The following is a 24,869-nucleotide window of genomic DNA, read 5'->3' as shown; positions in this document are numbered from 1 at the left end:
TTCCCGACGTCGGACGTCGCCCGCCCGCAACGAGGTCTTCCGACCCCGATTCGGTTGCTCCGACCCCCGATTTCTGCAGTCCGACTTTGTACGCTCCGACGGCCCGCGTTAGTGTTTTCCGAGGCAACTTAGGGTTGCCTACCCGAAACGGACAAACAGTAAGAAGTCACTTTCATGACAGTTCTCGCCGACGCAGCGCCGTCCGTTGTCACCAAGATGGTCGGCAGCGGCCTCATCGGTGTACGCGAGGGACTCGAAGCCGGGATCGTCGTGATGATTCTGATCGCCTTCGCCGCCAAGTCCGGTCGCCGGGATGCCCTGCGCTGGCTGTGGGCGGGTGTGATCGCCGCGCTGGCCATGACCATCGGCACGTTCCTGATCATCCAGTTCGGCACGTCGACCGTCTCCAATCTCACCGCGGAGCTGATCGCCGGAATCGCCTCGCTGGTCGCCGTGGCGATCGTCACATCCATGCTGCTGTGGATGCGCAAGGCGGCCGCCCACATCTCCGGTGATCTGAAGTCGGGGCTGGCCTCGGCGTTGGAGATCGGCGGGATCGCCGTGTTCAGCGTGGCCTTCCTCGCCGTCGGCCGCGAGGGATTCGAGACCGCCCTGCTGATGGTCGGCTACGCCGAGAACGTCTCCGGCGGCATCTGGCCGCTGGTGGGGTTGCTGATCGGCATCGCGATCGCCGCCGGACTCACCACCCTGCTGTACTTCGGCACCGTCTCGCTCGACTTCAACAAGTTCTTCACCTACACCGGCCTGTTCCTGATCGTGGTGGCCGCCGGCATCCTGTCGTACGGCGTCCACGCCCTGCAGGTCTACGGCTGGCTGCCCGGCATGAACAACGTCGCCTACGACATCAGCTCCTGGTACGACACCAGCAGCTGGTACGGCGCCATCTTCTCCGGAATCTTCAATTTCTCGGCGAACCCGTCGTGGCTGCAGGTCATCGCCTGGGTCGCCTACGTCGGAATCGTCACTCCCCTGTTCCTGCTTCGCGGCCGGATCCCCTCTCGAAAGGTAGTCGCCGATGGCGCATCCGTTTAACGTCCGACGAGTGGCCGCCGTCGGCCTCGCACTCACCGTCCCGCTGACTCTGGCTGCGTGCCAGGCGAAGTCGTCGGCCGACGCGATCGCGGTCAGCTCCACCGACGACAAGTGCGATCTGACCACCAGCGAGGCGGTGACCGGCGACGTCAGCTTCGCCATCACCAACAACGGCAGCAAGGTCACCGAGTTCTACGTCTTCGGCCAGAACAACCGCGTCCTCGGCGAGGTGGAGAACATCGGCCCCGGGCTCAAGAGCACGATGACCGTGCGGTTCACCGAGCCGGGCACCTACCAGGTGGCCTGCAAGCCCGGCATGGTCGGCACCGGAATCCGCAGCGACCTCACGGTGACCGGTGAGGCCAAGGAGAAGTCGCAGGCGCCGGCCGACGTCGAGCAGGCCAAGGAACGCTACCTCACCTACGTGCGCGGGCAGCTCGACGGCCTGGTGGCCCAGACCGAGATCTTCGTCAACGCGGTGAAGTCCGGGAACCTGGACGCCGCGCGCGCCGATTTCGGCCTGACCCGCACCTTCTTCGAACGCGTCGAGCCGGTGGCCGAGAGCTTCCAGGACCTCGACCCGAAGATCGACATGCGCTGGGACGACACCGAGGACGGCCAGCAGGAGTTCACCGGTTTCCACCGCATCGAGAGGTACCTGTGGGCGCCCAAGCCTGAGCAGATCGGCGACGCACCCGGCCAGGTGGCGCCGGCCGACGCCGCGCACGCCGCCAAGAACGACGACAAGGCATCCATCGACAAGATCGCCGACGGCCTGCTCACCGACGTCAAGACCCTGCAGGCCGAGGTCAACAAGCCCGACTTCGAGTTCGAGACCCGCATGTTCGTCCAGGGCCCGCAGGCGCTGATCGACGAGATCGCGGCCACCAAGGTCGGCGGCGAAGAGGACCGGTACAGCCACGCCGACCTCTGGGACTTCGCGGCCAACGTCGACGGCGCCGAGACGCTGATCGCCGAGATGGCGCCGATCATCTCCGCGCGCAACCCCGCCCTGATGGACAAGATCACCGAGCAGTTCGGTGTGGTGCGCGGCGAGATCGACGCGCTCCGCTCGGGTGACGGCTACGTCTCCTACGACACCGTCTCCGAGGCCAAGCGCCGCGAACTGTCGGACACGATCGACGCGCTGAGCTCCACCCTGTCCCAGGTGCCCGGCATCGTGATGCAGGAATGAGCGCCCGGTAGGGCCGGCAACGGACCCGGTACCGCAGGAATTCGAACGAGGTGAAGCAGGAATGAGCAAGGTCAGTCGTCGCGCGGTGATCGGCGGTGCCGCCGGCGTGGGCGCGGCCGCCGTCGGGTTCGGCGGGGGCTACGCCCTCGCCCGCGACGCCGACGTCGAGCGCTCGCACGTCGTCCCGTTCCGCGGACCGCACCAGGCCGGCATCGTCACCGAGGCCCAGGACCGACTGCACTTCGCCGCCTTCGACGTCATCACCGACAAGCGCGAAGACGTCGTCGACATGCTGCAGAAGTGGACGGCGGCGGCCGAGCGGCTGACCCACGGCCACGAGGTGACGCCCGACGGCGCCGTCGGCCTCGGCGACTACGTGCCGCCCAGCGATACCGGAGAAGCACTCGGACTGTCGGCCGCGCACCTGACCCTGACCATCGGTTTCGGGCCCGGCCTGTTCGGCCCGAGCGCCGCCTACCCGGACCGGCCCGATCGCTTCGGTTTGGCCGCGCGTAAACCGGCCGGGCTCACCGATCTGCCCGCCTTCGCCGCGGAGAAGATCGAGCCGCAGCGCAGCTACGGCGACATCTGCGTGCAGGCCTGCGCCGACGACCCGCAGGTCGCCGTACACGCCATCCGCAATCTCGCGCGGATCGGCGTCGGCGTGGTGTCGGTGCGCTGGTCGCAGCTCGGCTTCGGCCGTACGGCGTCGACCACCCGCGCGCAGGACACCCCGCGCAATCTGTTCGGCTTCAAGGACGGCACCGCCAACATCCGGGCCGACGAGACCGACGACCTGAACAAGTGGGTGTGGGTCGACGAGGCCGACAATCCGCCTGCGGCGCAATGGATGACGGGCGGCACCTACCTCGTGGCCCGCCGGATCCGGATGGACATCGAGCCGTGGGATCGGGCCAACCTGCTGGAGCAGGAGCTGATCGTCGGACGCACCAAGGGGCCCGGCGCTCCGCTCGGGCAGGTCGGCGAGTTCGACGAGCCCGACTTCCAGGTGACCAGCGGTCGCGCACCGGTGATTCCGCGCAATTCCCATGTGGCCGTGACGAATCCGAAGAATCGCGGCGGCGTCCGGATCCTGCGGCGCGGCTACAACTTCACCGACGGCTCCGACGGTTTCGGCCACCTCGACGCCGGACTGTTCTTCATCGCCTTCAACCGCGACTCGCACTCGCAGTTCATCCCGATGCAGCACGACATGTCCCGCAAGGACGCGATGACCGAGTACCTGATCCCGAACGGCTCCGCGCACTTCGCTGTGCCCGCCGGCCTCAAGCCCGGCGAATACTGGGGCCAGCACCTCTTCTCCTGACAGCCCGCCTCCGCCGGCTGAGCAGTCCCGCCGGCTGAGTCGTCCCCGCCGGCTGAGCAGTCCCGCCGGCTGAGCCTGTCGAAGCCTCTTATCTTCACTTAACCCCGTAAGTGAAGATAAGATCGACCCGTGACGTCACCCGACGGAAGCACCTGGCCGAGCGTCGACCTCGAGCAAGTCGACTGGAACCCCACCGTGCCGTCGGAACTGCTCACCCGGGCACAACGCGCACGCTATCGCGGACCGTACCTCGCGGCCGCCGTAGCGCCGATCGCCGACCGCACCCCGTATCTCACCCCCGAGCTCCACAGCCTCGTCGACGACGCGAGCACGCTGATCACGCGATTCGATGCAGAACTCGGCGCCGAGCTCGCCCCGTTCGCCACCGTCCTGCTGCGTTCCGAAGCGGCCGCGTCGTCGCAGATCGAGAATCTGTCATCGGGCGCCAAACAGATCGCCCTCGCCGAACTCGGCAGCCGCGAGAAGCGGAACGCCACCGAGATCGTCGGCAATGTCGCCGCCATGCGCGCCGCGCTGGCGCTCGCCGACAACCTCGACGCCGACGCGATCTTGTCGATGCACAACGCGCTGATGGCCCACCACGCTCCGGACATCGCCGGACGCTGGCGCGCCGAAGCCGTGTGGATCGGCGGAAGCAGTATCGGTCCACACGACGCCGACTACGTCGCGCCACAGGCCGCGCACGTGCCCGACCTGATCCACGATCTGATTCACTTCACTCGGCGCACAGATCTTCCGGCGCTCGCTCAGATCGCCCTAGCCCACGCGCAATTCGAGACGATTCACCCGTTCCCCGACGGCAACGGCCGCACCGGGCGCGCACTGCTCCAAGCGATGCTGATGGCCCTCGGACTCACCCGCAATGTCACCGTCCCGGTGTCCGCGGGCCTGCTCACCGACACCGATGGCTACTTCCGCGCCCTGGACTCCTACCGCCACGGCGACATCACCCCCATCATCGAAGCCGTCGCGACGGCCGCGCAGACCGCGGTCGTCAACGGCAGTCGCCTCGTCGCCGACATTCGCGCCATCCGCACCGACTGGGATTCGCGGGTGAAACTCCGCGCGGACGCCCGCGCCCGGGACCTGATGGAGGTCCTCGTGCGCCAGCCGGTGGTCGACGGTGCAAGCGCGGCGGAAGCACTGGGGATCTCCCCGGCCAATGCCGCACGCGCGATCGGCCCCCTGGTCGACGCGGGGATCCTGCGCGAGTTCACCGGATTTCGACGCAACCGGATGTGGTGCGCCACCGACATCACCGACGCGCTCGACGACTTCGCGCGTCGCGCGCTGCGGAAGAGCCCCTGATCCTGCTGCATTCCTACCCGCAGAACAACGATGGCGCCGATGTCCATAGGCGGCGCTGAGCTGCTGATACGAACAATCTACGTAGATTCCTTGGTGGCCGGCCTACGCCTGCACCCCGCCCTCGGCCCATCGCGTGACGGCGGCGCGCAGTCTCGCCGCTTGCTCGGCGGTCATCGACGACGACCAGTCGATGTACTCCTCGGCAGCGAGCTTCACTGCCGCAGTACTCACGATCGAAAGGTCAACACCGGTGGCAGCGCTGATCTCCGCGATCCACGGCGCAGGATCAGTACCGTAATCCTGGTCCCGCGGCCAGATGGCTTCGGTGTGCGTGCCGTCGACGAGCGCGGCGTCCGGTCGGTGGAAGCACGTCCACAGGTGGACTTGAGTCAGCGATCCGCCCTCCGCCGCGAGCACGAAGACCTCGCTGCTGTGGAGCGTCGGGTCGGACCGGTCGTGGCCTCCCGGAGGGCTTCGCCGATCCCGAACCCAGTCGATCACCTCCACCACGCTCGACGCATCTGAGACCACCAACGAGCTCCGTGCCAGCGTCGCCTGAGCGGGGTTCCCATACCAGTCGTAGACGTAGTACACCGGATTAGCGTCGACACGTTCCGACAGTCGATCTTGAACTCGCGTGACATACATAGCGGTCCCGCTCCTGTCGTTGATGGAGTCACTCACTTGCCGACGACGTCACTCTCCCGCCCCCTAGTGAGGGACGCCCGTCAGCGAAAGTGCGCCCCAGGGCGCTGCACACAGCCCGAGTGCGTCGGAACCCCAGTGTGACAACCTCCCCGACAACCGCAAGGCATGTGTGACACCCACCACCCCACGAGCGCGCCGAATAGTAGGGTCAAGCGATCGGGGGCGGCAGACATGAGGAGTGCTTGGTGAAACTCGGACGACGCGGAGCCGCATTGACGGGCGCCCTACTTCTGACAGCCGCCGCGCTCGCCGGCTGTTCGTCGTCGGACGACTCCGACGACGCAGCTCGGGCACTCAGAAACGAGCTGCCCCAACAGATTCGGGACTCCGGCAAGCTCACCGTCGGCACCGACGCCCCGTTCGCGCCGATGGAGTTCGACGAGAACGGCAAGTTGGTCGGCTTCGACGTGGACGTGCTCAACGCCGTCGCCGACGACCTCGGCCTCACGACCGACTTCCGCCAGACGCCGTTCCCCGCGCTGCTGTCCAGCGTCGCCGACGGCAGTAACGACGTCGCGGCCCGCGGCCTCTTCGACACCGTCGCGCGGCAGAAGCAGGTCGACATGGTGACCTATTTCAGCGCCGGGACGCAGTGGGCGCGCAAGGCCGGCACCGACGTCGACCCCAACGACGCGTGCGGCATGAAGGTCGGCGCCGAGACCGCCACCACCCAGTTCCTCATCGAGCTGCCCGCCAAGAGCGACGCCTGCACCGATACCGGCAAGAAGGCCATCGAGGTGGTGGGATTCGACAGCCTCGACGCGGCCTTGACCGCACTGCGCGCGGGCGACATCAACGCCGTGTCGGCGGATTCACCGGCCATCTTGTGGGAGGTCAAGAAGGACCCAGACGCGCTCAGCACCGCCGACGCACCGTTCGATACCCAGCCCTACGCCTTCGCCGTCGCCAAGGGATCCGCCCTCGGACCGGTGCTGCAACAGTCGATCCAACGCCTGATCGACGACGGCGAGATCAAACGGATCGCGGAAAAATGGGGCTTGGCCGACGGTCTGATCCAGACGTCCCTGCTCAACGGAGCGATGAACTGATGTCGACGCTGCGCCGCACCGCCGGCGGTCTGCTCGCCGCTATGACCGCAATGACCCTGGTCGCAGGCTGCTCCAGCGACACCGACGGCAGCGCCGTGCCCGCACCGATTCCGGCGAGCGAGGCCCCGGATTCGTTCGCGCAGGTGATCGCGTCGTCGAACGTCGATGCCGAACGCTACGTCTATCCGGTCGCCGAGGGCGAGAGCGACCACGACCAGAACTGGGTGGACCTGTTCATGCCGAAGGGCGACCACCCCGACGGCTCGGTGCCGTTGGTGGTGCTGATCCACGGCGGCTCGTGGCAGTCGCAGATCGGTGCCGACACCTTCGTCACCTTCGCTCGGCGGCTCGCCGAGCGCGGGCTCGCGGTCTACAACGTCGAGTATCGGCGTCTCGGTTCCGGTGGCGGGTATCCGCAGACCTTCGCCGACGTGGCCGCCGCCATCGACTTCGCGCCGCAGATCGGCAAGGCCAATCCCGCCATCGACATGGACAACGCCGTGGTCGTCGGGCATTCGGCCGGCGGGCAGCTCGCCATGTGGGCGGGGACGCGACACAAGCTCGACGACGACGAGGTCGGCGCGAAGCCGAAGTACCGGCCCACCAGCGTGGTGTCGTTGGCCGGCCCGCTCGACATGCGCACCGCGGTGAAGCTGGGCGACGACCGGATCGTCCGCGCCCTCGGCGGCATCCCCGAGGAAGTCCCCGAGCGCTACACCTCCGTGGATCCGATCCAGAACATCGACCCGTCCATGCCGACAATCGCGATGGTCGGCGCCAAGGATCGCGTCGTGCCGCCGGTGGTCTCGCGCAACTACGTCGACGCCGCCACCAAGGCCGGCGGTACCGCGAACTTCGTGCTGCTTCCGGACACCAACCACGTGACCATCGTCGACCCGGCCGCCCCGGCCTTCACCCGCGTGCTGGAGACGATCAGCCGAGCCGCGCACAACGCCCACCACGACTGAACAATCCAGCGGTGATGTCAGCAGCGACCTCTACGGTCCTCGCATGACCACACCCAGTACGACGCTGTTCGCAGCCGACGCCGCGTCACCGGTGATCCTTCACGTGCCACACGCTTCGCGACACATCCCGGACGCGTATCTCGTCAAACTGGAGCAGCCAGCGTCCGGGCCTGGAAGCAGGAGACACAAATTCCGCGACGGATCCTGTCCAGGTTACTGCTCGACCTACACATGTCGGCATTCAAGAAGGTTATGTCAGAATCCTCTGGTAGTCGTTGGTTGCGGACCGGTCTCGGATCGGCAGTGAGATCTTCGAGGGGAACAGGTTGAATCAAAAGGCCATCGCAGGGTCGTTGCAGTTGGAATCGATTAGTCGCGAGCCCGCGCGCGGATTGTCGACTCCGTGGCAGAGATACCCAGCTACGATCTACTCTCAGGGGCGATCACTGACTGCAGCACAAGTCCTCGGCTTCAATAAATGCGACTGCAAGGACGCTGAGTGATGCATGTATCGAACGACGTCGTCGAGAGAATTAAACTCGCCCCCGATGCCGGACTTGTCAAGAGCCTGGGCGCCAACCACACCCTCGAATCGGCGATCGCAGACCTTGTCGACAACAGCATCGACGCCGGGGCGTCACGCGTATCGGTCCGGCTCCTGACCCGCAACGATCGCCTCACCCAAGTCGAGGTACTCGACAACGGAAAGGGCATGGACGCGGCTGCAGCCAACGCAGCGATGACGATCGGACACCAGCGCGACTACTCAAACGGCGAACTCGGCCATTTCGGAATGGGACTGAAGGCGGCCGCGTTCGGACACAGCGATGTCCTTACCGTATGGTCCACCCGGTCCGGGGCGTCTCCGGTCGGTCGGCGAATTCGACGCGCAGACTTCTCACGAGACTTCACCTGTGAGGTACTGTCTGCCGACAAGGCAGCCGAACGCGCTGCTGACCGGCAGTTCATCCTCGGCTCCGATGAGGGCACATCAATCGTATGGACCGAACTCAGGAACGCTTATCGAGGACATGACAGAGACGAGGCGCGGAGTTGGCTATCCGCACGAAATGATGTTCTCAGGTCGCACCTAGGCGTAACATTCCACAGGTTGCTGGCTGCCAAACGGCTCCAAATTGACGTGCTGATCGACGAAGTCGGGGAATCCCTCGCCGGGCCCGGGGTACCGATCCTGCCCATTGACCCGTTCGACTATGCCAAGTCAGGACATCCTGAATACCCGAAGGACCTGATCGTAAGGGCCAACGAGACCCGGGTGAAGCTGGAGTGTCACATCTGGCCCGCTAAATCGGATGTGACCGGATTCAGGATAGGCACCAAGAACGGCGAAGGCTTCCAAGGATTCTACATCTACCGGCACGACCGCCTGCTCCAGATCGGCGGCTGGTCGGACACTGCAACGCCGACGCCCGCGCGCCAACTTGCCCGAGTCATCCTCGAAGACACCGCTGCCATCGGCCCGTTCGTGACCATGAACCCGGAGAAGAGCGGGCTGAAATTCGAGCCGGTCTTCCATGACGCAATCAACAAGGCAGAGGCATCGGACGGCACGACGTTCTTGAAATTTCTTCAGGATGCCGAGTCCATCTACACCGACGCGAACAAGCGGAAACGTCAACGCAAGCCGGTCATCAGACCAGACAAGGGCATCGCGCCAGCGGTCCGCAAGCAGATTGGAAGTGAGCTACCGCTCCTCGACGGGGATGCCGTGCACATAAAATGGGCGCGTATGCCCAGCGGCGAGTTTCTTGACGTCGATCACCCCGGTAGAACCTTGTGGCTCAACAGCCGCTACCGCGCGCTATTCGCTCCCGGAGGCGGCAGCCTCAACGACGCCCCTGTGCTCAAGGCACTACTCTATTTGTTGACGCACGAGGTATTCGAGGGACAACACCTCGGCCCACGAGATAAGGACGAGATCGCGCTGTGGAAGAGTGTCATTGGCGCAGCCGCAGCCGCTGAACAACACATGCGTGGCGACAGTAAAGAAAAAAATTGATGACGAACTCACCTGAAGATGCGAGGCACTTGACCTTTGCCACGCTGGACACCCTCTGGAGTACCTGTGCGCCCATGGTGCTGCCTATCAAGGGCGAGCCCGAATGCCGACTCCAAATCGATCCGAAGAACGGTCTAATCACTCTGGTGACGACCTACGATACGCCTGAGCCCGACGTCTCCAATCTCAAGAACGTGGGGTTGACTGCGGTCTCCGTCGGCGATGACCAACTGGCTGAACTCACAGTACGGGTCGAGGACAATGTTCACGGCGCTTATGGGCTCCTCGCGACCATTGCCGATGAGCTTCAGATCGAGAAGATGCCACTCGCCGCCGCAGTCGCTGCAGGCGTCGCCCGTCATCGAAACGTATTCGCCACCCGTGGGGCCATGACTACCGAGAAGGAGATCGGGCTGTTCGGGGAGCTACTCTTCCTGGAGTACCTCATCCATCAGATCGGGGCAGGGCCAGCGATTTCCAGTTGGAAGGGACCGCTCGCGGAGGAACACGACTACACATTCGCCTCCGTCCACATCGAGGTAAAGACCACGAGCGGCGAGCGCCGCCGGCACGTCATCCACGGACTCAACCAGCTGGTCCCGCTGCGTGGTGTTCCCCTGAGCGTGCTGTCTATTCAGCTGACCCGCACGTCGCGGGATGGCGGGCGCACACTTCCGCAAGTCGTTAGCCAGGTCCGCGCGACCGCGGGCGGGCACCAGGTGGCCGTCGACGCAATGCTCGACAGCTTCGGGTGGCAAGACGACGATGCGGACCTGTACTCGACTTCGTGGACGCTTCGCTCCCAGCCGCGCGCTTACTACGTAAGAGGCGGTTTCCCGGCCATGACACCAGATCTGGTCGGCCCGGTCGTCCCGAACTACCCGCTACTGTCGGAGGTCTCGTACAAAGTGGACCTGACTGACCTGCCCTATGACACCCTTCCGGATCCCCTCGGAGGATTCGTGGAGTCGAAAGAGAGCTGACTAACCGTGACCGATCAACGCCCCGCCTGGGCAGAAGCCCTGGCCAACGCCTTCATCGCTCTAAAGCACCAGCAGCCCACCCAGCCACTTGCCCCGGTCTTGGCCGCTCTGGCAGGTACTGCGATAGACGACAAAGAACTCGTCGAGTTCGTCCTAAACGCCGATGAGAACGAGCCCGCCCTGACCCATGCTCGCATCGCGCTTGCGAAGTGGGACAGCCAGGATGAGTACCTCGGTCCGGACGACACGAAGCCTCCCCGGCACTCGCAAGAACGTCGCAATGCGATCTACGCCAGGCTCGGACTTTCGCCAGAATTAGCGCAAGCGTTCACCGAGCGAATCGGGGTCTTCGAGAAGCCGTCGACAACTATCTCGAAGGTCTTTGAACCTTGGTACGCGGCCGAAAGGAAGCTTCGGAGCAGCGTCTACTGGGATCATTACGAGGCATACCTTCGCGACGTCAAGGGATGGCCAGCATCGTCCATCTCTTCCTTGGACGAGACGACGACCGAGGTCATCGAGCGACTCAGCCGTCCAACGCGACCAGAAGCGAAGCAGACCAAGGGTCTGGTTGTCGGCTACGTCCAGAGCGGAAAGACTGCCAACTTCACGGGGGTGGTCGCCAAGGGCATCGACGCTGGCTATCGCCTGGTCATCGTGCTCACTGGCACCATCGAGATCCTTCGCGCTCAGACCCAGCGCCGTATGGATATGGAGCTCATGGGCGTCGAGAATATCCTCGCTGGCCAGGACCCCGCGGACCCGGACGTGGCCAAGGAACTCGACTACCAGCAAGATGACAAGTGGCCAGACGCATTCGTCAAACACGGCGACGTACTCAATTTGCCGGGCGTCGTCGAGATCGCTCGCGTGACGAGTCATCGCAGCGATTACAAACGTCTACCTCAGGCGATGACCAAGCTGAAGTTCGCACGAAAAAACAAGCAGAAGCCTCTCAATGACGAAGAGAACCTGTTCCACTCGGGCGCCTACGTCGCGGTGATCAAGAAGAATCCAGCGGCGCTTCGGAAGTTGATCCAAGACCTGAAGCCGTTGAAGAACGACCTCGATGAGCTGCCGGTTTTGATCATCGACGATGAGTCCGACCAGGCATCTGTGGACACTACGAACCCGGCCAAGTGGAAGAAGGGATCGGCAGAGAATCGCAAACGCACGAAAATTAACGAGCTCATCACAGATATACTCGCGCTCTGCAAGCGCGCACAGTACGTAGGCTACACTGCGACGCCCTTCGCGAACGTGTTCGTCGACCCTGATGACCAGCGCGACCTGTTCCCGGCTGACTTCGTTCTCTCACTCCACCGTCCGCCCGGCTACATGGGCGTTCAGGAGTTTCACGACGTCGGAAAGCGCTGGGACGACGAGAAGAAGACCGTCGCGAACTCCAACGAATTAGCGCACATCCGGCCCCTCGCTGGCGATAAGGACACCGCCCCCATCAAGCGGCGCGAGGAACTCCAGGAGGCGCTTGACTCGTGGGTACTCGCTGGCGCTCTCAAGAAGTTCCGAGAGGCCGATGACACGTATTTGAAGGCCAACCCGGGCGTGAGCTACCGCCATCACACGCTCCTTTTTCACGAGTCGGTCAAGCGCGGCGATCACGCGGACACAGCCGCGGATGTTCGGTCACTCTGGGCCACGGCAAATTTCAACTCCACTGAGGGATTCTCCCGGCTCGAGAGGCTCTACAACCAGGACTTTCTACCCGTGATGCGTGCCCGCGCTGCCGGCGCCCCCGTCCCCGCCAGCTTCGATGCTTTAAAGCCCTACATCGGAGAGGCGCTAGCCCAGATCACCGTCGATGGAGACCCCGTTCTCATCGTCAATTCTGACAAGGAGATCCAGGCACAGCAGAAGAAACTCGACTTCGAAGTGGACAAGGTCTGGCGGATTCTCGTCGGAGGAACCCAGCTAAGCCGAGGGTTCACGGTCGAGGGTCTAACAACCTCATACTTCCGCAGAAAGGCCGGTCAGGCCGACACGCTCATGCAGGCTGGCCGCTGGTTCGGGTTCAGGCCGGGATACCAGGACCTCGTCCGCCTATATATCCGTCGCGACTCTCAGGTGGACCTCTACGAGGCGTTCGAGGCACTGCTCATGGACGAAGAGGCGTTCCGAGCCGAACTCAGTCAGTACGCAGGCTTCGACGAGCACGGCATGCCCATGCTGGAGCCGCGTCAGATCCCGCCTTTAGTGAGCCAGCACCTTCCCTGGCTAAAGCCGACTGCCCGCAACAAGATGTGGAACGCAGTAATCGCCAACAAAGCTCCGACCGACATCCAGGATCTCTATGGTCTTCCCGAGCCTGGAAGCGGCGATCACGGCAAGAACTTCGACGAGATCATCGTGCCGCTTCTCAAACACGCAGACAGTGACGCACTACTCCCGTACGAGCTCGACGGTAAGACTGGTTTCCAGCAACGCGCTCGTGTCGGACTCATCGGCGCGGCGGAGTTCAACCAGTTGTTCGAACAGCTGACCTGGCACCCTGATTATGAAGCCAACATCAATGCCTTCAGCGGTTTCATCAACAAGGCGACGGACAACGGGAAGATCACCGACTGGGCGGTAGTGTGGATGCAGCCAAGCACTGGTGGCCGGACCTTCCACATCCCTGAACTCGGCGGCGATATATCGATCGTGAAGCGCAAGCGGCGTGCTGGCCGCATCGACTTTGTCGGTTCGGATCGGAAGCACCGCGCCGCCGCGCGACCCATCGCCATCGGCGAGGCGGTGGCACCTCTCGGTGAATCGGCAACGCGTGGCGTTGTGCTGGTGTCCGTCGTTCCTGACCGCGAGCCAGACGAGGTCACGAAGCCTGTCGATCGGAAGGATCTGGTGGGACTCATCTCCATCGCAGTACCTGCGAAGGCGGTACCTAGGAGCAATCTCATTCAATGGACTGTCATCAACTCGGCGAAGCCAGACGAGGTCGTCGCCGATCCGCCAACCGATTGAGCGCCGAGTGGTCTGGGTCCCGCAGGGTCCACAGCCCAGGTCAACACGGATCGTCTCTCCGCAGACTCCGATTGTCACGTGCGTGATGAGCGCGTCACCGCTTGAGGTGCGGAGAGGCAGACCCGTCCGACCACGATCGCCTATCACGGAATGCAGCACGCCAGCGACCTGGTCAATTGGAATTTCACACCACGGGCGCTGGCCCGGTTGCGAGTTGCAACTTCCACATGTGTACCGGCCTCGTCCGTGCAGCATATCTCGGTTTATCGTCGGATGTGTTTCGCCCGTTGGATCCTCGGGTAGGCGACCGTGATGACGCTGCCTACCGATTTCGTGCTCCACGTGTTCACCCAGGCGGCATGGACCCGGTGACGGGACGGACACGGAGATTCGTCGGGATGATCAACGAGCCACGATAAGACAGCATCTGCACACCTCGATTCGTCACGGCCAAACACCCGGGGGGAGAGAGACCGGTGTTGCCGACTCGATAGGCAACACCGGTCACTCGTACGAAATGCGTGGCGGCTCAGACCATCAGCGGGCTCTGCAAGACGGAGCTGATCAAGCCCCACAAGCTGTGGTGGCCGTCGTCGAGGTCGCGAGCGCCACTGCCGCATGGGTCGATTGGTTCAACCACCGACGGCCCTCTATCAGCACTACGGCGACATCCCACTGGCTGAAATGGACCCTCGCACTATGCTCGGATCCCTGCCTATCAACTCGAGGTGTAGACCGTTTGAGACAGTCCCCCAACACCCCAGGGCGATTCACTTAGAGAAGTGCCCACGACCGTCTGAAGAGTGTCTCCGAGCACCCCCACCCTTGCGATTTCGGAGCGAACTCTGAAGTGCTCGGCAGGTCCGGGACCTTGCCATTTTGCGCCGCGACCATTGAAAAACTCATGGTCGAGCACTTGACCAAGCCCCAGCAAATGGTTTAGAACATGTGCCCCGAGTCGGGGCGGAATAGCGTTTCCGACTTGTTGGGAGATGTCCCGCCCACTCCAGGGATAGCCGTCCGGAAAGGTCTGCAGACGCCCAGCCTCCCGCGGGCCGAAGCGACGGGAGTCGTCGCCGGTCCGGGTGATCACGATCTTGTTCCGTGAGGCCTTCCCCGTAACGGTGAACGCGGGACGGTCGTGGCGTCTCTTGCTGCGGTTCTTCGGGTCACCGCCGCTGCCGTAGTTCGAGACGACGATGAAGGGCTCACCGACGTCGAGCACCTCGCCCATCGAGACCCACTGCGGCAGTCCGGCGTCGAAGTCGAGCACGGGATCCGCATCCAACGCGGTGCCGACGTACTTTTGGTGCGTAGGCGAAGGAAGCACCACTTCTGCATCATCGACGCTGCGTCGGGCGATCAGCACCGCACGGCGTCGGGTCTGAGGCACACCGAACTCCTCGGTCCGAAGCACGTCGACGTCGGCTCCGTAACCTCGTTCCCTGAGTACCTTCGCCATCGCTTCCCAGACAGGTTTCACGGCAGGCACCTGTTCGAGCATGATCGCTTCAAAGGGCCGATTCGCCTCGATTGCCTTGAGTGCCCAGATCAGCGGTTGAAGAACGAGTCCGGTCCGCGGATCTGAGTGCGTGGAGACTTCGTTTAGAACCTCGTCGACGCGACCTTCTCCCAGGAGTTCGACCAACTTGATCACACGCGTTAGAGCACGACGTCCGTGTCCATTGCCAGCGACGGTGTAGGTCTGGCACGGGGGCCCACCTGCCAGGACGTTGAAGGCAGGGGTGAAGTCGGTTGGGCTCCAGCTGGTGACATCCGACCAGATCGTGCTCAGACCAGCGGCTTCTCGGGTATCGACGGCGGACTCGTCGAGTTCAATGCCGATCGATGGGACCCCGAGCCAGTGCGCCGCCACATCCAAGCCGCCTGGACCCGCGAACAGGTCGACGATCATCGGATTCTCAACCGGCGGGAGCGGTCGACGGACAGGCTGGATCACGAACTAGACACTAGCCGGCGCCACCGTCAATCGCAGAATGTCCGGCGCGTTGCAGGCGGTACTGGCCGGTATTTGGCCGAGTGATTGTCAGTCCTCGTCGTCCCAATGATTGCGGACCACCATCTGGGGGACGTCGACGTTGTAGGACACGGCGACGTCGCGCTCGGTGACCTCGATCGGGTCTGCGTCGACGATGCGGTGCTTCGGCGGCGGGCCGGGGAAGTCTTCGGCCTCGGGGAACCCGGAGTCGGACTTCGGCTGCGACGGTTGGCCCCAGACCGGAGCGGCGAATTGGAAGTCCTTCGCCTCCGGCAGGTCGGGGGTGACCGGGATCGGGGTCGTGGTCTCGACCAGCGTCGGCTCAGGGGCCTGCGCTTCGGCGTCGAGTTCGAAGTCGAAGTCGTGACGGGTGTCTGCGGTTGAACCGAGCCCGGCAGTCGCGTTGCCGGAGGTGCTCTCGGCTGCCCACGGGTTGTTGTGCTCGTGGTCGTCGTCGGCGGGCCAGACGGGCTCGACGGGCCACGGGATCGCTGCGGCGCGGGGGACTTCGACGGGCTCAGCTGGCGGGGCGGGCTCAGCCGGCGGAGTGGTGGCTTCGACAGGCTCAGCCATCGGGGACGGCTCAGCCGGTGAGGCCGGGGCTTCGACAAGCTCAGCCGGCGGGGTTGGCTCAGCAGGCGGGGGCGGAGGGACGTCGTCGTGGGTCATGCCCAGGTACTTGCGCCAGGTGTTTTCGTCGCGGGGGTGGATGCCGTCGATGCCGGCGGCGTTCTCGGCGGCGCGGACCTGGTTCATCAGCTGCAGGACGAGGCGGCGCTGGGTGTCTTCGACGCTGTCGCGGGCGTGCTTGCGGATCGGGACGTCGATCCGCGTCAGGGACGGGCTGATCGCGTCGCGCGGGAAGTCGGCGCCGGCGAGGCGCTCGAAGAGCTTCTGCGTCAACGACAGCACCGGCTGCTGGGTCACCACACCGTCGAGCACGCTCCCCCGATTGCGCTCGGCAGCCTTGCGCTCCTCCCACTCCTGGATCTGTCGTTCCAGGTCGGAATGCTCCCCGGACAGCACGCCCGGCGTCCGGTACGAAACCTTGTCGACGAAGCTCTGCGCCACGTCGTCGATGGTGAACGCGTCGACGGCCGAATCCTGCGCGATCCGCGCGTGGAACAGCACCTGCAGCAGCAGGTCGCCCAGCTCCGAGCACAGCTCCTTCGAGTCGCCCTGATCGAAGGCGTCGAGCAGCTCGTAGACCTCCTCCAGGAGGTACCGGCGCAGCGAGTCGTGCGTCTGCTGCTGCTCCCACGGCCCGGTGCGCCGCAGCTGATCCATCAGGGCGACGGCCTCGAGCAACCGCTTGCCCGCGACGCCGTCACCGGCGATCACCTCGGCGCCGCGCGAAATCTGCTGCTGCACAAGCGAATGCCTGCGGTCGGAGGTGAGCAGAACAGCATCGAGCGGCAGGTTGCGCACCGCGCTGGCGAACTCGTACGACGGCAGGTTCCAGAGCAGTGACGGGTGCACGTCTTCGGTCACGTAGACGTGGCCGCTCATCGAAGACACCGCGCGCACCGGAATCAGGTCGGGCAGCGCTGGATCCAACAGGATCACGGGCATGGTGGCACCTCCGCAAGTAGATAGGCAGAACCATACTCAGTGGGGGTCGACGGTGCCCGCACCCACACTGTGATTCCACCGATCGGAATGGACGGAATCCGACAAAGTCGTCGCGACGTGGGTGCTGTAGCCACGTGACCAGGGCGGTCAGGAACCGATCTGGACGGTTCGGACCTCCGCGCGCACGCCGCGCCCGCGAGCAGTGGCCCCAGGCTCCACGGCGAGCTCGAAGATTCCGCTGTGCGGCGACGGCCCCACCATCATCGGCCCGCGCCGGTAGCGTTCCAGCAGTTCCTCATCGGTGCGGCGTTCGACGAAGGTCAGCGAGTAGCGCACGCCCTCGTCGTCCCAGGCGTACGACTCCCCCGGCGCCAGCCGGATCTCCTCCCCGGGACCGTCGACGGCACGCACGAACAGCGCGTCGTCGCAGTAGCTGAACGAATAGTTCGGCGAGATCGGGAGCGGTGGCAGCGCCACGTCGCACCGTCCTTTCGAGTTCGGTCAGCGCGGCTCGGGCAGCATCTGGGTCAGGAACGTCACGAGGTACGTGATCAGCTCGTCGTCGCGCAGTCGCGGCGACCCCATCCCCGCGGTGCGCGGGATCGGCAGCGTCACGGTGTGCGTCGTCGCCCGGTAGTTGGCCGACGAATATAGGCGCGCCAGGCGAACCTGCTCGCTGTCGAGCAGCACCATGGGCGCCAAGCGGATCGACGTCCCCGCCAACGTCACCTCGGTGATCCCGCGCTCACGGCAGCGCAGACGCAGCCGGGCGATCGACGCCAACCGCTCGGTCTCCACCGGCGGCGGACCGTAGCGGTCGTTGAGCTCGCTGAGGACCTCGTCGACGTCGGCGTCGGAGGCGGCCGACGCCAGCTTCCGGTACGCCTCCAGTCGGAGCCGGTCGGCTTCGACGTACTCGACCGGGATGTGCGCGTCGACCGGCAGATCGATCCGCACCTCCTTGGTCTCCTCCTGCGAGACGGTCTCGCCGTCGGCGGCGGCGCGATAGGCCTCCACCGCCTCGCCGACGAGGCGCACGTAGAGGTCGAAGCCGACTCCGGCGACGTGCCCGGACTGCTCGGCGCCCAGCACGTTGCCCGCGCCGCGCAACTCCAGATCCTTCAGTGCCACAGCCATTCCCGCGCCCAGCTCGTTGTTCTGGGCGATGGTGGCGAGCCGGTCGTAGGCGGTCTCGGTCAGCGGCTTGTCCGGGCTGTAGAACAGGTACGCGTAGCCGCGCTCACGACTACGCCCGACGCGCCCGCGCAGCTGGTGCAGCTGGCTCAGACCGAAGTTCTCGGCCCGGTCGACGATCAGCGTGTTGGCATTCGAGATGTCCAGACCGGTCTCGATGATCGTGGTGCACACGAGCACGTCGAACTCGCGGTTCCAGAACGCGTCGACGGTCTTCTCCAGCAGCTCCTCGGGCATCTGGCCGTGCGCCACGGCCACCCGCGCCTCGGGCACCATGCGCGCGATGTCCTTGGCCATCTTGTCGATCGACGACACACGATTGTGCACGTAGAAGACCTGACCGTCGCGCAGCAGCTCGCGTCGGATGGCCGCACCGACCTGCTTGTCGGAGTAGGCGCCCACGTAGGTGAGGACCGGATGACGCTCTTCGGGCGGCGTCAGAATGGTCGACATCTCGCGAATGCCGGCCATCGACATCTCCAGCGTTCGCGGAATCGGCGTCGCCGACATGGTGAGCACGTCGACGTGCGTACGCAGCGACTTGATGTGCTCCTTGTGCTCCACACCGAAACGCTGTTCCTCGTCGACGATCACCAGCCCGAGGTCCTTCCAGACCACGCCGGTCTGCAGCAGTCGGTGGGTGCCGATCACGACGTCGACGTCGCCGGTCGCGAGGTCGGCGATGATCTGCTTGGACTCGGCGGGATCGGTGAAGCGCGACAGCCCGCGCACCTTGACCGGGAACCCGGCCATGCGCTCGGTGAACGTCTGAAGGTGTTGTCCGGCAAGGATTGTGGTGGGCACCAGGACCGCGACCTGCTTGCCGTCCTGCACCGCCTTGAACGCCGCGCGGACCGCGATCTCGGTCTTGCCGTAGCCGACGTCGCCGACGATCACCCGGTCCATCGGGACCGGCTTCTCCATGTCGCCCTTCACCTCGGCGATCACCGTCATCTGATCGACGGTCTCGGTGAAGTCGAACGCGTCCTCCATCTCGCGCTGCCACGGACTGTCCGGGCTGAACGCGAAGCCAGGTGCCGAATGGCGCGCCGCGTACAGCTGCACCAGCTCGCCCGCGATCTCGCGAACGGCCTTGCGCGCCTTGCGTTTCGTGTTCGACCAGTCCGAGCCGCCCAACTTGGACAGCGACGGCTGCTCGCCGCCGACGTACCGCGACAGCTGATCGAGCGAGTCCATCGGCACGTACAGCCGGTCCCCCGGCTGGCCCCGCTTGCCCGGCGCGTACTCGATCACCAGGTACTCGCGCCGCGCACCGGAGATGGTGCGTTCGATCATCTCGACGAACCGCCCGATGCCGTGCTGGTCGTGCACCACCATGTCGCCGGCGACGAGCGCCAACGGGTCGACTTGGTTGCGGCGCTTGGCCGGCAGCTTGCGGCCGTCCTTCACGCCCACCACGCGGGCGCCGGTCAGGTCGGCCTCGGTGATCACCACGAAGGTCCCCACGAGCAGTCCGTGACGCAAGGTGCCGTGGTACACCGCCACGGCGTCAGCGGGCGGCTCGTCGCCGTCGCTCATCAACCGCGCGGGCACTTCGGCTTCACCGAGACGTTCGACGAACCGCTGCGCCGTCCCCTTGCCCGCCGCCACGACCGCGGCACGCCCGCCGGAGGCGAGCTGCGCCCGCAGGCTCACCAGCAGGTCCGCGATCGCCGCGTCGTCACCGTGCGGGGCCGGCCCGGCCTGCAGGTTCAGTTCCAGTTCCTCGCCGCTGCCGGACGACAACGGGCTCACCGTCCACCAGGAGCGGCCCGCGTCGACGGTGGCCTGCTCCACCTCGGCCACCGGCCGATACGAGCTGGCCTGCAGGTCGACACTCTCGGCCTGCACCGGCGCACCCGCCCCGAGCGCGGCCGCATTCCACGACGCCTCCAGGAACTCCGCGCCGGTGCGCGCCAGATCCGTTGCGCGCGTGCGGACTTTCTCGGGATCGAGCACCAGCACGCGGGTGTTCTCGGGCAGCACTTCGGTGAGCAGTTGCATCTCGCCCTCGACGAGGGCGGGGATCATCGCCTCCATGCCGTCGACCGGAATGCCCTCGCCCAGTTTGGTCATCATCTCGGCCAGTGCTTCGTCGGCGGTGGTCTCCGCCAGCTCGGCGGCCCGCGCCCGCACCTGCTCGGTGAGCACCAGTTCTCGGCACGGATGGATCTGCACTGAGGGCGTCTCGATCTCCGGCTGGGTGCGCTGGTCGGCGACGGAGAAGGCGCGGATGTCGGTCACCTCGTCGCCCCAGAACTCCACGCGCACAGGGAAATCCGCGGTGGTCGGGAACACGTCGAGGATGCCGCCGCGGACGGCGAACTCGCCGCGTCGACCGACCATGTCGACGCGCTCGTACGCCATCTCCACCAGCTGGGCCACCAGGGCGTCGAAGTCGGAGTCCTCGCCCTCGGTCAGGGTCACCGTCCGCAGGGAACCCAGACCCGGCGCCATCGGCTGGATCAGCGACCGCACGGTGGTGACCACCACGCGCAGCGGCGCCGCGTCGGGATCGGCCAGCCGGTGCAGCACCGCGAGGCGCTGGCCGACGGTGTCCGCGCTCGGCGACAGTCGTTCGTGCGGCAACGTCTCCCAGGACGGGAACTGCGCGACCACCGCAGGACCGTCGTCGAGCAGCTCGCCGAGCTCGGCGGTCAGGTCGTCGGCCTCGCGGCCGTTCGCCGCCACCACCAGCAACGGTCCGGCATCCCGTGCGGCGAGGGCGGCGACGATGAACGGCCGCGCGGCGTCCGGCGCGGTCAGGTCCAGGCGGACCCGGTCGGCGTTCTGCGCCAGTTCGGCGAAGGCGCCGTCGCGCAGTGCATAGGCGGCCAGTCCGGACAGCGAAGGTGAAGTCGACACTCCAACCATTCTAGTGACCCGCTACCGACCGTTCAGCAACGAACCTCCCAGCGGAACCTCCTCGGTCGCACCCGGCAGAATCGCGTACACCGACGAGCCGATCGGCGTGGTCCACACGTTGAGGTCGTCGTGCTCGGCGAGCCGCTGCTGCGACGGCAGGAACTGCCGCACCGGGTCGCGCTGCACGGTGGAGAAGATCAACCCCGTGTTCGACGTATCCGGCTCCTGCCCTGGCAATGCAGGCGCAGGCGGCTCGTCGTAGTTGTACGCGCGCCGCAGGTACTGCTCGTGGTCCGCGCGCCGATGCGCACGGGCGATGTGCGACGACGCCGGGATCACCGGCAGACCGCCTTCCGTCTTGGCGAAATCGACGGGATCGTGCTCGTTCGTCCCGGTCAACGGTGCGCCGTTGGTCAGGTTCCGCCCGATCACCAGTTCCCGGTTGCCCCGGTCGAGCTCCTCCCAGGTGTCCATGTGCATGGCGATGCGCCGCACCACCATCGAGGTGCCGCCGGCCAGCCAGGGCTGTTCGGCGCCGTCGTCCCAGATGAGGTCGTCGTAGCGACTGTTCCCCGGCTGCTCGGTGCCGTCGACCTGACCGAACAGATTGCGCTGCGTCTGACTCTCGGGTTGCGTGCCGCGTGCGGTCCGGAACCCACGCTGCACCCACCGCACGCGGGCGATGGTGCGCACCTCGGCGGTGAGGATCCGTGTGGCATGCGCCAGCGTCACCGGGTCGTCGGCCGCGATCACCAGCAGCAGGTCGGTCTGGCCCCACTGGTCTTGCAGTCGGTCGATGCTGAACGCGGGCAACGGCTTCAACCACGACGGTCGACGACCGGCCAAGCGTGGATCGTCGAACACCCGCGGCCCCACCCCCACCGTCACGGTGAGGCGCGACGGCGCTGTGGCCAATTCGGGTTCCGGGTCGGCCAGCGCCGGGACGCCTTGGGTCAACCGTGCCCCGTCCTGCGTCCATAGGGTCAGTACCCCGGACAGCGAACTGAGATCGATCAGATCCACGCCGATGTAATTGGCGAACGCTGCCGGAGCGGTGATCACACCCGCCTGGTGGCGCCCGTAGAACTCCACGGTCTGCCGCGCCGGCTCGGCGTCGGACGATTCACGTTCGACGCCGAGACCGACTGCAGCAGCACCCACACCGACGCCGGCGAGGCCGGCCATTCCGGTGAGGAGTCCTCGGCGCGAGATCCGGGCGGATCCGCGCGAGGTGGTCACGGCTGGTAGTTCTCCTGGTTGCCCGCGAAGTCACGTGCCGTCGCGGTCACCGGGACCGTCGAACCGTCGGACATCCGCAGTTCGACGGTCACTTCCTGGCCGGCCGCGATGGGTTCCTTCTGGTCCATCAGCATGATGTGATCGCCGCCCGGCTTCAGCGTGAGGCTGCCGTGTGCGGGGATGACGTAGCCGTCCTTCTTCTCCTTCATCACGTTGACGCCGCCTTCGGAGACGGTCTCGTGCAGCTGAACTTCCCCGGCGACGGGCGTGCTGCCGGAGACGATCCGGATCTCGCTGTCGCTGTTGTTGCTCAGGGTCCCGAAGAGCGCGGTCATGTGCTCGTCGGAGGCCTTGACCCACTGATCGGTGATCACAAGCGCACTCTTCTGTTCCTGCGAGGCGCTAGCCGACGACGACGTGCTGTTGTCGGAGCTGCTGCTGCATCCGGTCAGGATGAGCAAGGGAGCCGCGGCGGCGATGAGAGCGACGGCGGGACGATGCATACGGCGAATTGCCATGGTGAAACTGCCTTTTCTGGCGTAGGGATAGTCACTTCCGGACTCGGGCCGGAGGTGCGAATGTCGTGGCGGAACTCAACCCAAAACGGGTGGAGCGCGCATCCCTACGGACAGTCGGGGCGTGAGGTCATGGAGAGCGACGGCGGGTTCTGCGGGAGTCACCGACGCCGTGAGTTCGGATCGCGCAGGCAACGCGACGCGAAGCGCGGCGACGGTCGAGACCAGCAGCCGAAGCACGGCGCTGATCGCGCACAGTGCGATCACCGCGGTCGGCAGGGCGGCCAGATGCCACCCGATCATGGCGGCCGAGTTCATGGTGTGGTGCCCGGACGGCATCCCGAGCAGAGAGAGCGACAGGTGCGACGCGAGCTGCCCGCCGGCCACCACCCCGGTCACCGCGAGCCACTCCGACGTCGAGCGGCCGCGGGCCCGATGCTGCTGTGCGCGATCGACCTGCGCACCGCGGATCGCCGCGACGCCGAGTCCGATGGCTGCGAGCAACAGCAGCTGACGCCCTTCCGGCCGATAACCACCGGCCAGGCCATGCGCTGCGATACCGAGGATCACGGAAACGGCACCGGCCAGCAGGCCGTTCGCTCGCGTGATCATGGCTCCAGTCTACTACCGGCGGTCGGAGCCGCCCCCATCGCAGCTGTGCGGACGGCTACTCCTGCACCGGTTCGACATAGTCGTGCTCGACGAGCACTGGATCGGGGTCCAAGCGGGTCAGTCCGTTCCAACACAGGTTCACCAGGTGGGCGGCGACCACCTCTTTCGGCGGTTCCCGGACGTCGAGCCACCATTGCGCGGTCACCGAGACCATGCCGACGAGCGCCTGCGCGTACAGGGGGGCAAGCGAGGGATCGAACCCTCGCCGCTCGAAGTCGCCGGCAAGGATGTGTTCCACCTGGCTGATGGCGTCATTGAGCAGGCTCCCGTAGCGCGTGCTCTCGCCGTCTTCTCCGGTAACGATCGACTCTCCGCGCACCAGGATCTGGAAGCCGTCCGTCCGCTCCTCCATGTAGGTGAGCAATGCGAGCGCCACCTGCTGGATCCGGTACAGCGAGCGGTTCTGTGTCAGCGACTTGGTGACCATCTCCAGGAGGGTCTCCATCTCGCGGTCGACGACCACCGCGTACAGGCCTTCCTTGCCACCGAAGTGTTCGTAGACGATGGGCTTGGAAACACCGGCGCGTTGCGCGATCTCCTCGATCGAGGTCCCTTCGAAGCCCCGCTCAGCGAACAGGCCACGGGCCACTTCGATCAGCTGAAGTCGACGCTGCGCGCCCGTCATCCGAGCCCGCGGTGCGCGCACCACTTCGCCACTGCCGTCACCGGGCCGATTCACTGCCATATCTCCACCTTAGGCGTGCGATTGTCGGTCGATGACCACCCCGCCGAGCGCGAGTCCACCACACGCGCACAGTCCCGCGGCGGCAGACAGTTGCCACTTACCCCATCCCCAACGAGGCACGACGACGCACCGACGGCGCCGCACACCAAAGCAGGACTGCCACCGACTCCATCCCCCGAGGGGGTACGACGACGCACAGGCGGCACCTCGCTGCAAAGGCGGCAGGCCACACCAGAGGAGACGCCCCCGGCTGCCGCTTCTGGTGCCCGCTGCCGCCCCTGTTTGGGTACTGCCGCCTTTACCGTCGACGACCGGGGGTGTACCCGCGGTGTCGGTAGAGCCTGCAGATGCGAAATGGCCCCCGAACCACAAAGGGTCCGGGGGCCATTCCAAGTAATGTTCGGCGGTGTCCTACTCTCCCACACTGATTAGGGTGCAGTACCATCGGCGCTGGTGGGCTTAGCTTCCGGGTTCGGAATGGAGCCGGGCGTTTCCCCACCGCTATCGCCGCCGTAAC

18 protein-coding genes and 1 rRNA gene are annotated in these 24,869 nt (G+C 65.5%); 9 read left to right on the top strand and 10 right to left on the bottom strand.

What is annotated here, in order from left to right; genetic code table 11:
* Positions 1-174 precede the first annotated feature (174 nt).
* The 4 genes from efeU (at position 175) to ABD989_RS12205 (ending at position 4,904) form a co-directional block, all read left to right on the top strand.
* A complete protein-coding gene (efeU, locus tag ABD989_RS12220; protein ID WP_345313689.1) occupies positions 175-1,053 on the top strand; it encodes an iron uptake transporter permease EfeU in 879 nt (292 codons plus the stop codon).
* Positions 1,037-2,248: an iron uptake system protein EfeO gene (gene efeO, locus ABD989_RS12215; RefSeq protein WP_345313688.1), complete on the top strand. Its 1,212-nt coding sequence runs from the start codon at positions 1,037-1,039 to the stop codon at positions 2,246-2,248. The genes efeU and efeO overlap by 17 nt, the downstream gene beginning before the upstream one ends.
* A 61-nt stretch (positions 2,249-2,309) precedes the next feature.
* The gene (gene efeB, locus ABD989_RS12210) at positions 2,310-3,575 is read left to right on the top strand and encodes an iron uptake transporter deferrochelatase/peroxidase subunit (protein ID WP_345313687.1); all 1,266 of its coding nucleotides are present in this window, start codon (positions 2,310-2,312) and stop codon (positions 3,573-3,575) included.
* Between the two features lie 129 nt (positions 3,576-3,704).
* Positions 3,705-4,904 (top strand): Fic family protein, encoded by a 1,200-nt coding sequence (locus ABD989_RS12205; RefSeq protein WP_345313686.1) that lies wholly within the window; start codon positions 3,705-3,707, stop codon positions 4,902-4,904.
* A 102-nt stretch (positions 4,905-5,006) separates the two neighbouring features.
* Here the strand turns inward: ABD989_RS12205 and ABD989_RS12200 are convergent, their stop codons facing one another.
* Positions 5,007-5,498: a hypothetical protein gene (locus ABD989_RS12200; protein WP_345313685.1), complete on the bottom strand. Its 492-nt coding sequence runs from the start codon at positions 5,496-5,498 to the stop codon at positions 5,007-5,009.
* A 299-nt stretch (positions 5,499-5,797) separates the two neighbouring features.
* On the opposite strand from ABD989_RS12200, the gene ABD989_RS12195 reads away from it, so the two are divergent.
* The 5 genes from ABD989_RS12195 (at position 5,798) to ABD989_RS12175 (ending at position 13,611) form a co-directional block, all read left to right on the top strand.
* Complete coding sequence (locus ABD989_RS12195) at positions 5,798-6,661, top strand: ABC transporter substrate-binding protein (RefSeq protein ID WP_345313684.1); 864 nt, start codon at positions 5,798-5,800, stop codon at positions 6,659-6,661.
* Positions 6,661-7,629, top strand: coding sequence for an alpha/beta hydrolase family protein (locus ABD989_RS12190; RefSeq protein ID WP_345313683.1), 969 nt, complete (start codon positions 6,661-6,663; stop codon positions 7,627-7,629). The genes ABD989_RS12195 and ABD989_RS12190 overlap by 1 nt, the downstream gene beginning before the upstream one ends.
* A 502-nt stretch (positions 7,630-8,131) precedes the next feature.
* On the top strand, positions 8,132-9,649 hold the full coding sequence (locus ABD989_RS12185) for an ATP-binding protein (protein WP_345313785.1): 1,518 nt from the start codon (positions 8,132-8,134) through the stop codon (positions 9,647-9,649).
* Positions 9,649-10,632, top strand: a complete 984-nt coding sequence (locus tag ABD989_RS12180) for a PD-(D/E)XK motif protein (RefSeq protein WP_345313682.1) — start codon at positions 9,649-9,651, stop codon at positions 10,630-10,632. Before ABD989_RS12185 ends, ABD989_RS12180 begins: the two co-directional genes overlap by 1 nt.
* A 6-nt stretch (positions 10,633-10,638) precedes the next feature.
* Positions 10,639-13,611 (top strand): Z1 domain-containing protein, encoded by a 2,973-nt coding sequence (locus ABD989_RS12175; RefSeq protein ID WP_345313681.1) that lies wholly within the window; start codon positions 10,639-10,641, stop codon positions 13,609-13,611.
* Positions 13,612-14,329: 718 nt separating this feature from the next.
* On the opposite strand, the gene ABD989_RS12170 is transcribed toward ABD989_RS12175, so the two are convergent.
* From ABD989_RS12170 to rrf, 9 genes are all read right to left on the bottom strand, one after another.
* Positions 14,330-15,526 carry a DNA cytosine methyltransferase gene (locus tag ABD989_RS12170; protein WP_345313680.1) on the bottom strand — a complete coding sequence of 399 codons (1,197 nt, stop codon included), beginning with the start codon at positions 15,524-15,526 and terminating at the stop codon, positions 14,330-14,332.
* A gap of 132 nt (positions 15,527-15,658) precedes the next feature.
* Positions 15,659-17,182 carry a nucleoside triphosphate pyrophosphohydrolase gene (locus ABD989_RS12165; RefSeq protein ID WP_345313679.1) on the bottom strand — a complete coding sequence of 508 codons (1,524 nt, stop codon included), beginning with the start codon at positions 17,180-17,182 and terminating at the stop codon, positions 15,659-15,661.
* Between the two features lie 147 nt (positions 17,183-17,329).
* On the bottom strand, positions 17,330-17,659 hold the full coding sequence (locus ABD989_RS12160; RefSeq protein ID WP_345313678.1) for a hypothetical protein: 330 nt from the start codon (positions 17,657-17,659) through the stop codon (positions 17,330-17,332).
* Positions 17,660-17,683: 24 nt separating this feature from the next.
* On the bottom strand, positions 17,684-21,241 hold the full coding sequence (gene mfd, locus ABD989_RS12155; protein ID WP_345313677.1) for a transcription-repair coupling factor: 3,558 nt from the start codon (positions 21,239-21,241) through the stop codon (positions 17,684-17,686).
* Between the two features lie 21 nt (positions 21,242-21,262).
* A complete protein-coding gene (locus ABD989_RS12150; protein ID WP_345313676.1) occupies positions 21,263-22,480 on the bottom strand; it encodes a Dyp-type peroxidase in 1,218 nt (405 codons plus the stop codon).
* Positions 22,477-22,998 carry a copper chaperone PCu(A)C gene (locus ABD989_RS12145; protein WP_246994424.1) on the bottom strand — a complete coding sequence of 174 codons (522 nt, stop codon included), beginning with the start codon at positions 22,996-22,998 and terminating at the stop codon, positions 22,477-22,479. The genes ABD989_RS12150 and ABD989_RS12145 overlap by 4 nt, the downstream gene beginning before the upstream one ends.
* Before the next feature lie 75 nt (positions 22,999-23,073).
* Positions 23,074-23,607, bottom strand: a complete 534-nt coding sequence (locus ABD989_RS12140) for a hypothetical protein (RefSeq protein WP_345313675.1) — start codon at positions 23,605-23,607, stop codon at positions 23,074-23,076.
* Between the two features lie 55 nt (positions 23,608-23,662).
* Complete coding sequence (locus ABD989_RS12135; RefSeq protein WP_246994420.1) at positions 23,663-24,352, bottom strand: TetR/AcrR family transcriptional regulator; 690 nt, start codon at positions 24,350-24,352, stop codon at positions 23,663-23,665.
* A 398-nt stretch (positions 24,353-24,750) separates the two neighbouring features.
* Positions 24,751-24,867: ribosomal RNA gene (gene rrf, locus ABD989_RS12130) — 5S ribosomal RNA — on the bottom strand.
* Positions 24,868-24,869 lie beyond the last annotated feature (2 nt).

Origin of the sequence: Gordonia alkaliphila (assembly GCF_039542465.1) — a bacterium.
GTDB lineage: Bacteria > Actinomycetota > Actinomycetes > Mycobacteriales > Mycobacteriaceae > Gordonia > Gordonia alkaliphila.
Note: the sequence above shows the minus strand (reverse complement) of the source record. Positions and strands in the feature narration are given on the sequence as shown.

Excerpts from the sequence above, each read along its gene's own strand:
- ABD989_RS12185 (WP_345313785.1), top strand. The coding sequence starts at position 8,132 with ATGCATGTATCGAACGACGTCGTCGAGAGAATTAAACTCGCCCCCGAT.
- ABD989_RS12180 (WP_345313682.1), top strand. The coding sequence starts at position 9,649 with ATGACGAACTCACCTGAAGATGCGAGGCACTTGACCTTTGCCACGCTG.
- ABD989_RS12170 (WP_345313680.1), bottom strand. The coding sequence starts at position 15,526 with ATGATCGTCGACCTGTTCGCGGGTCCAGGCGGCTTGGATGTGGCGGCG.
- ABD989_RS12135 (WP_246994420.1), bottom strand. The coding sequence starts at position 24,352 with ATGGCAGTGAATCGGCCCGGTGACGGCAGTGGCGAAGTGGTGCGCGCA.
- ABD989_RS12165 (WP_345313679.1), bottom strand. The coding sequence starts at position 17,182 with ATGCCCGTGATCCTGTTGGATCCAGCGCTGCCCGACCTGATTCCGGTG.
- efeU (WP_345313689.1), top strand. The coding sequence starts at position 175 with ATGACAGTTCTCGCCGACGCAGCGCCGTCCGTTGTCACCAAGATGGTC.
- efeO (WP_345313688.1), top strand. The coding sequence starts at position 1,037 with ATGGCGCATCCGTTTAACGTCCGACGAGTGGCCGCCGTCGGCCTCGCA.
- ABD989_RS12140 (WP_345313675.1), bottom strand. The coding sequence starts at position 23,607 with ATGATCACGCGAGCGAACGGCCTGCTGGCCGGTGCCGTTTCCGTGATC.
- efeB (WP_345313687.1), top strand. The coding sequence starts at position 2,310 with ATGAGCAAGGTCAGTCGTCGCGCGGTGATCGGCGGTGCCGCCGGCGTG.
- ABD989_RS12145 (WP_246994424.1), bottom strand. The coding sequence starts at position 22,998 with ATGGCAATTCGCCGTATGCATCGTCCCGCCGTCGCTCTCATCGCCGCC.
- ABD989_RS12190 (WP_345313683.1), top strand. The coding sequence starts at position 6,661 with ATGTCGACGCTGCGCCGCACCGCCGGCGGTCTGCTCGCCGCTATGACC.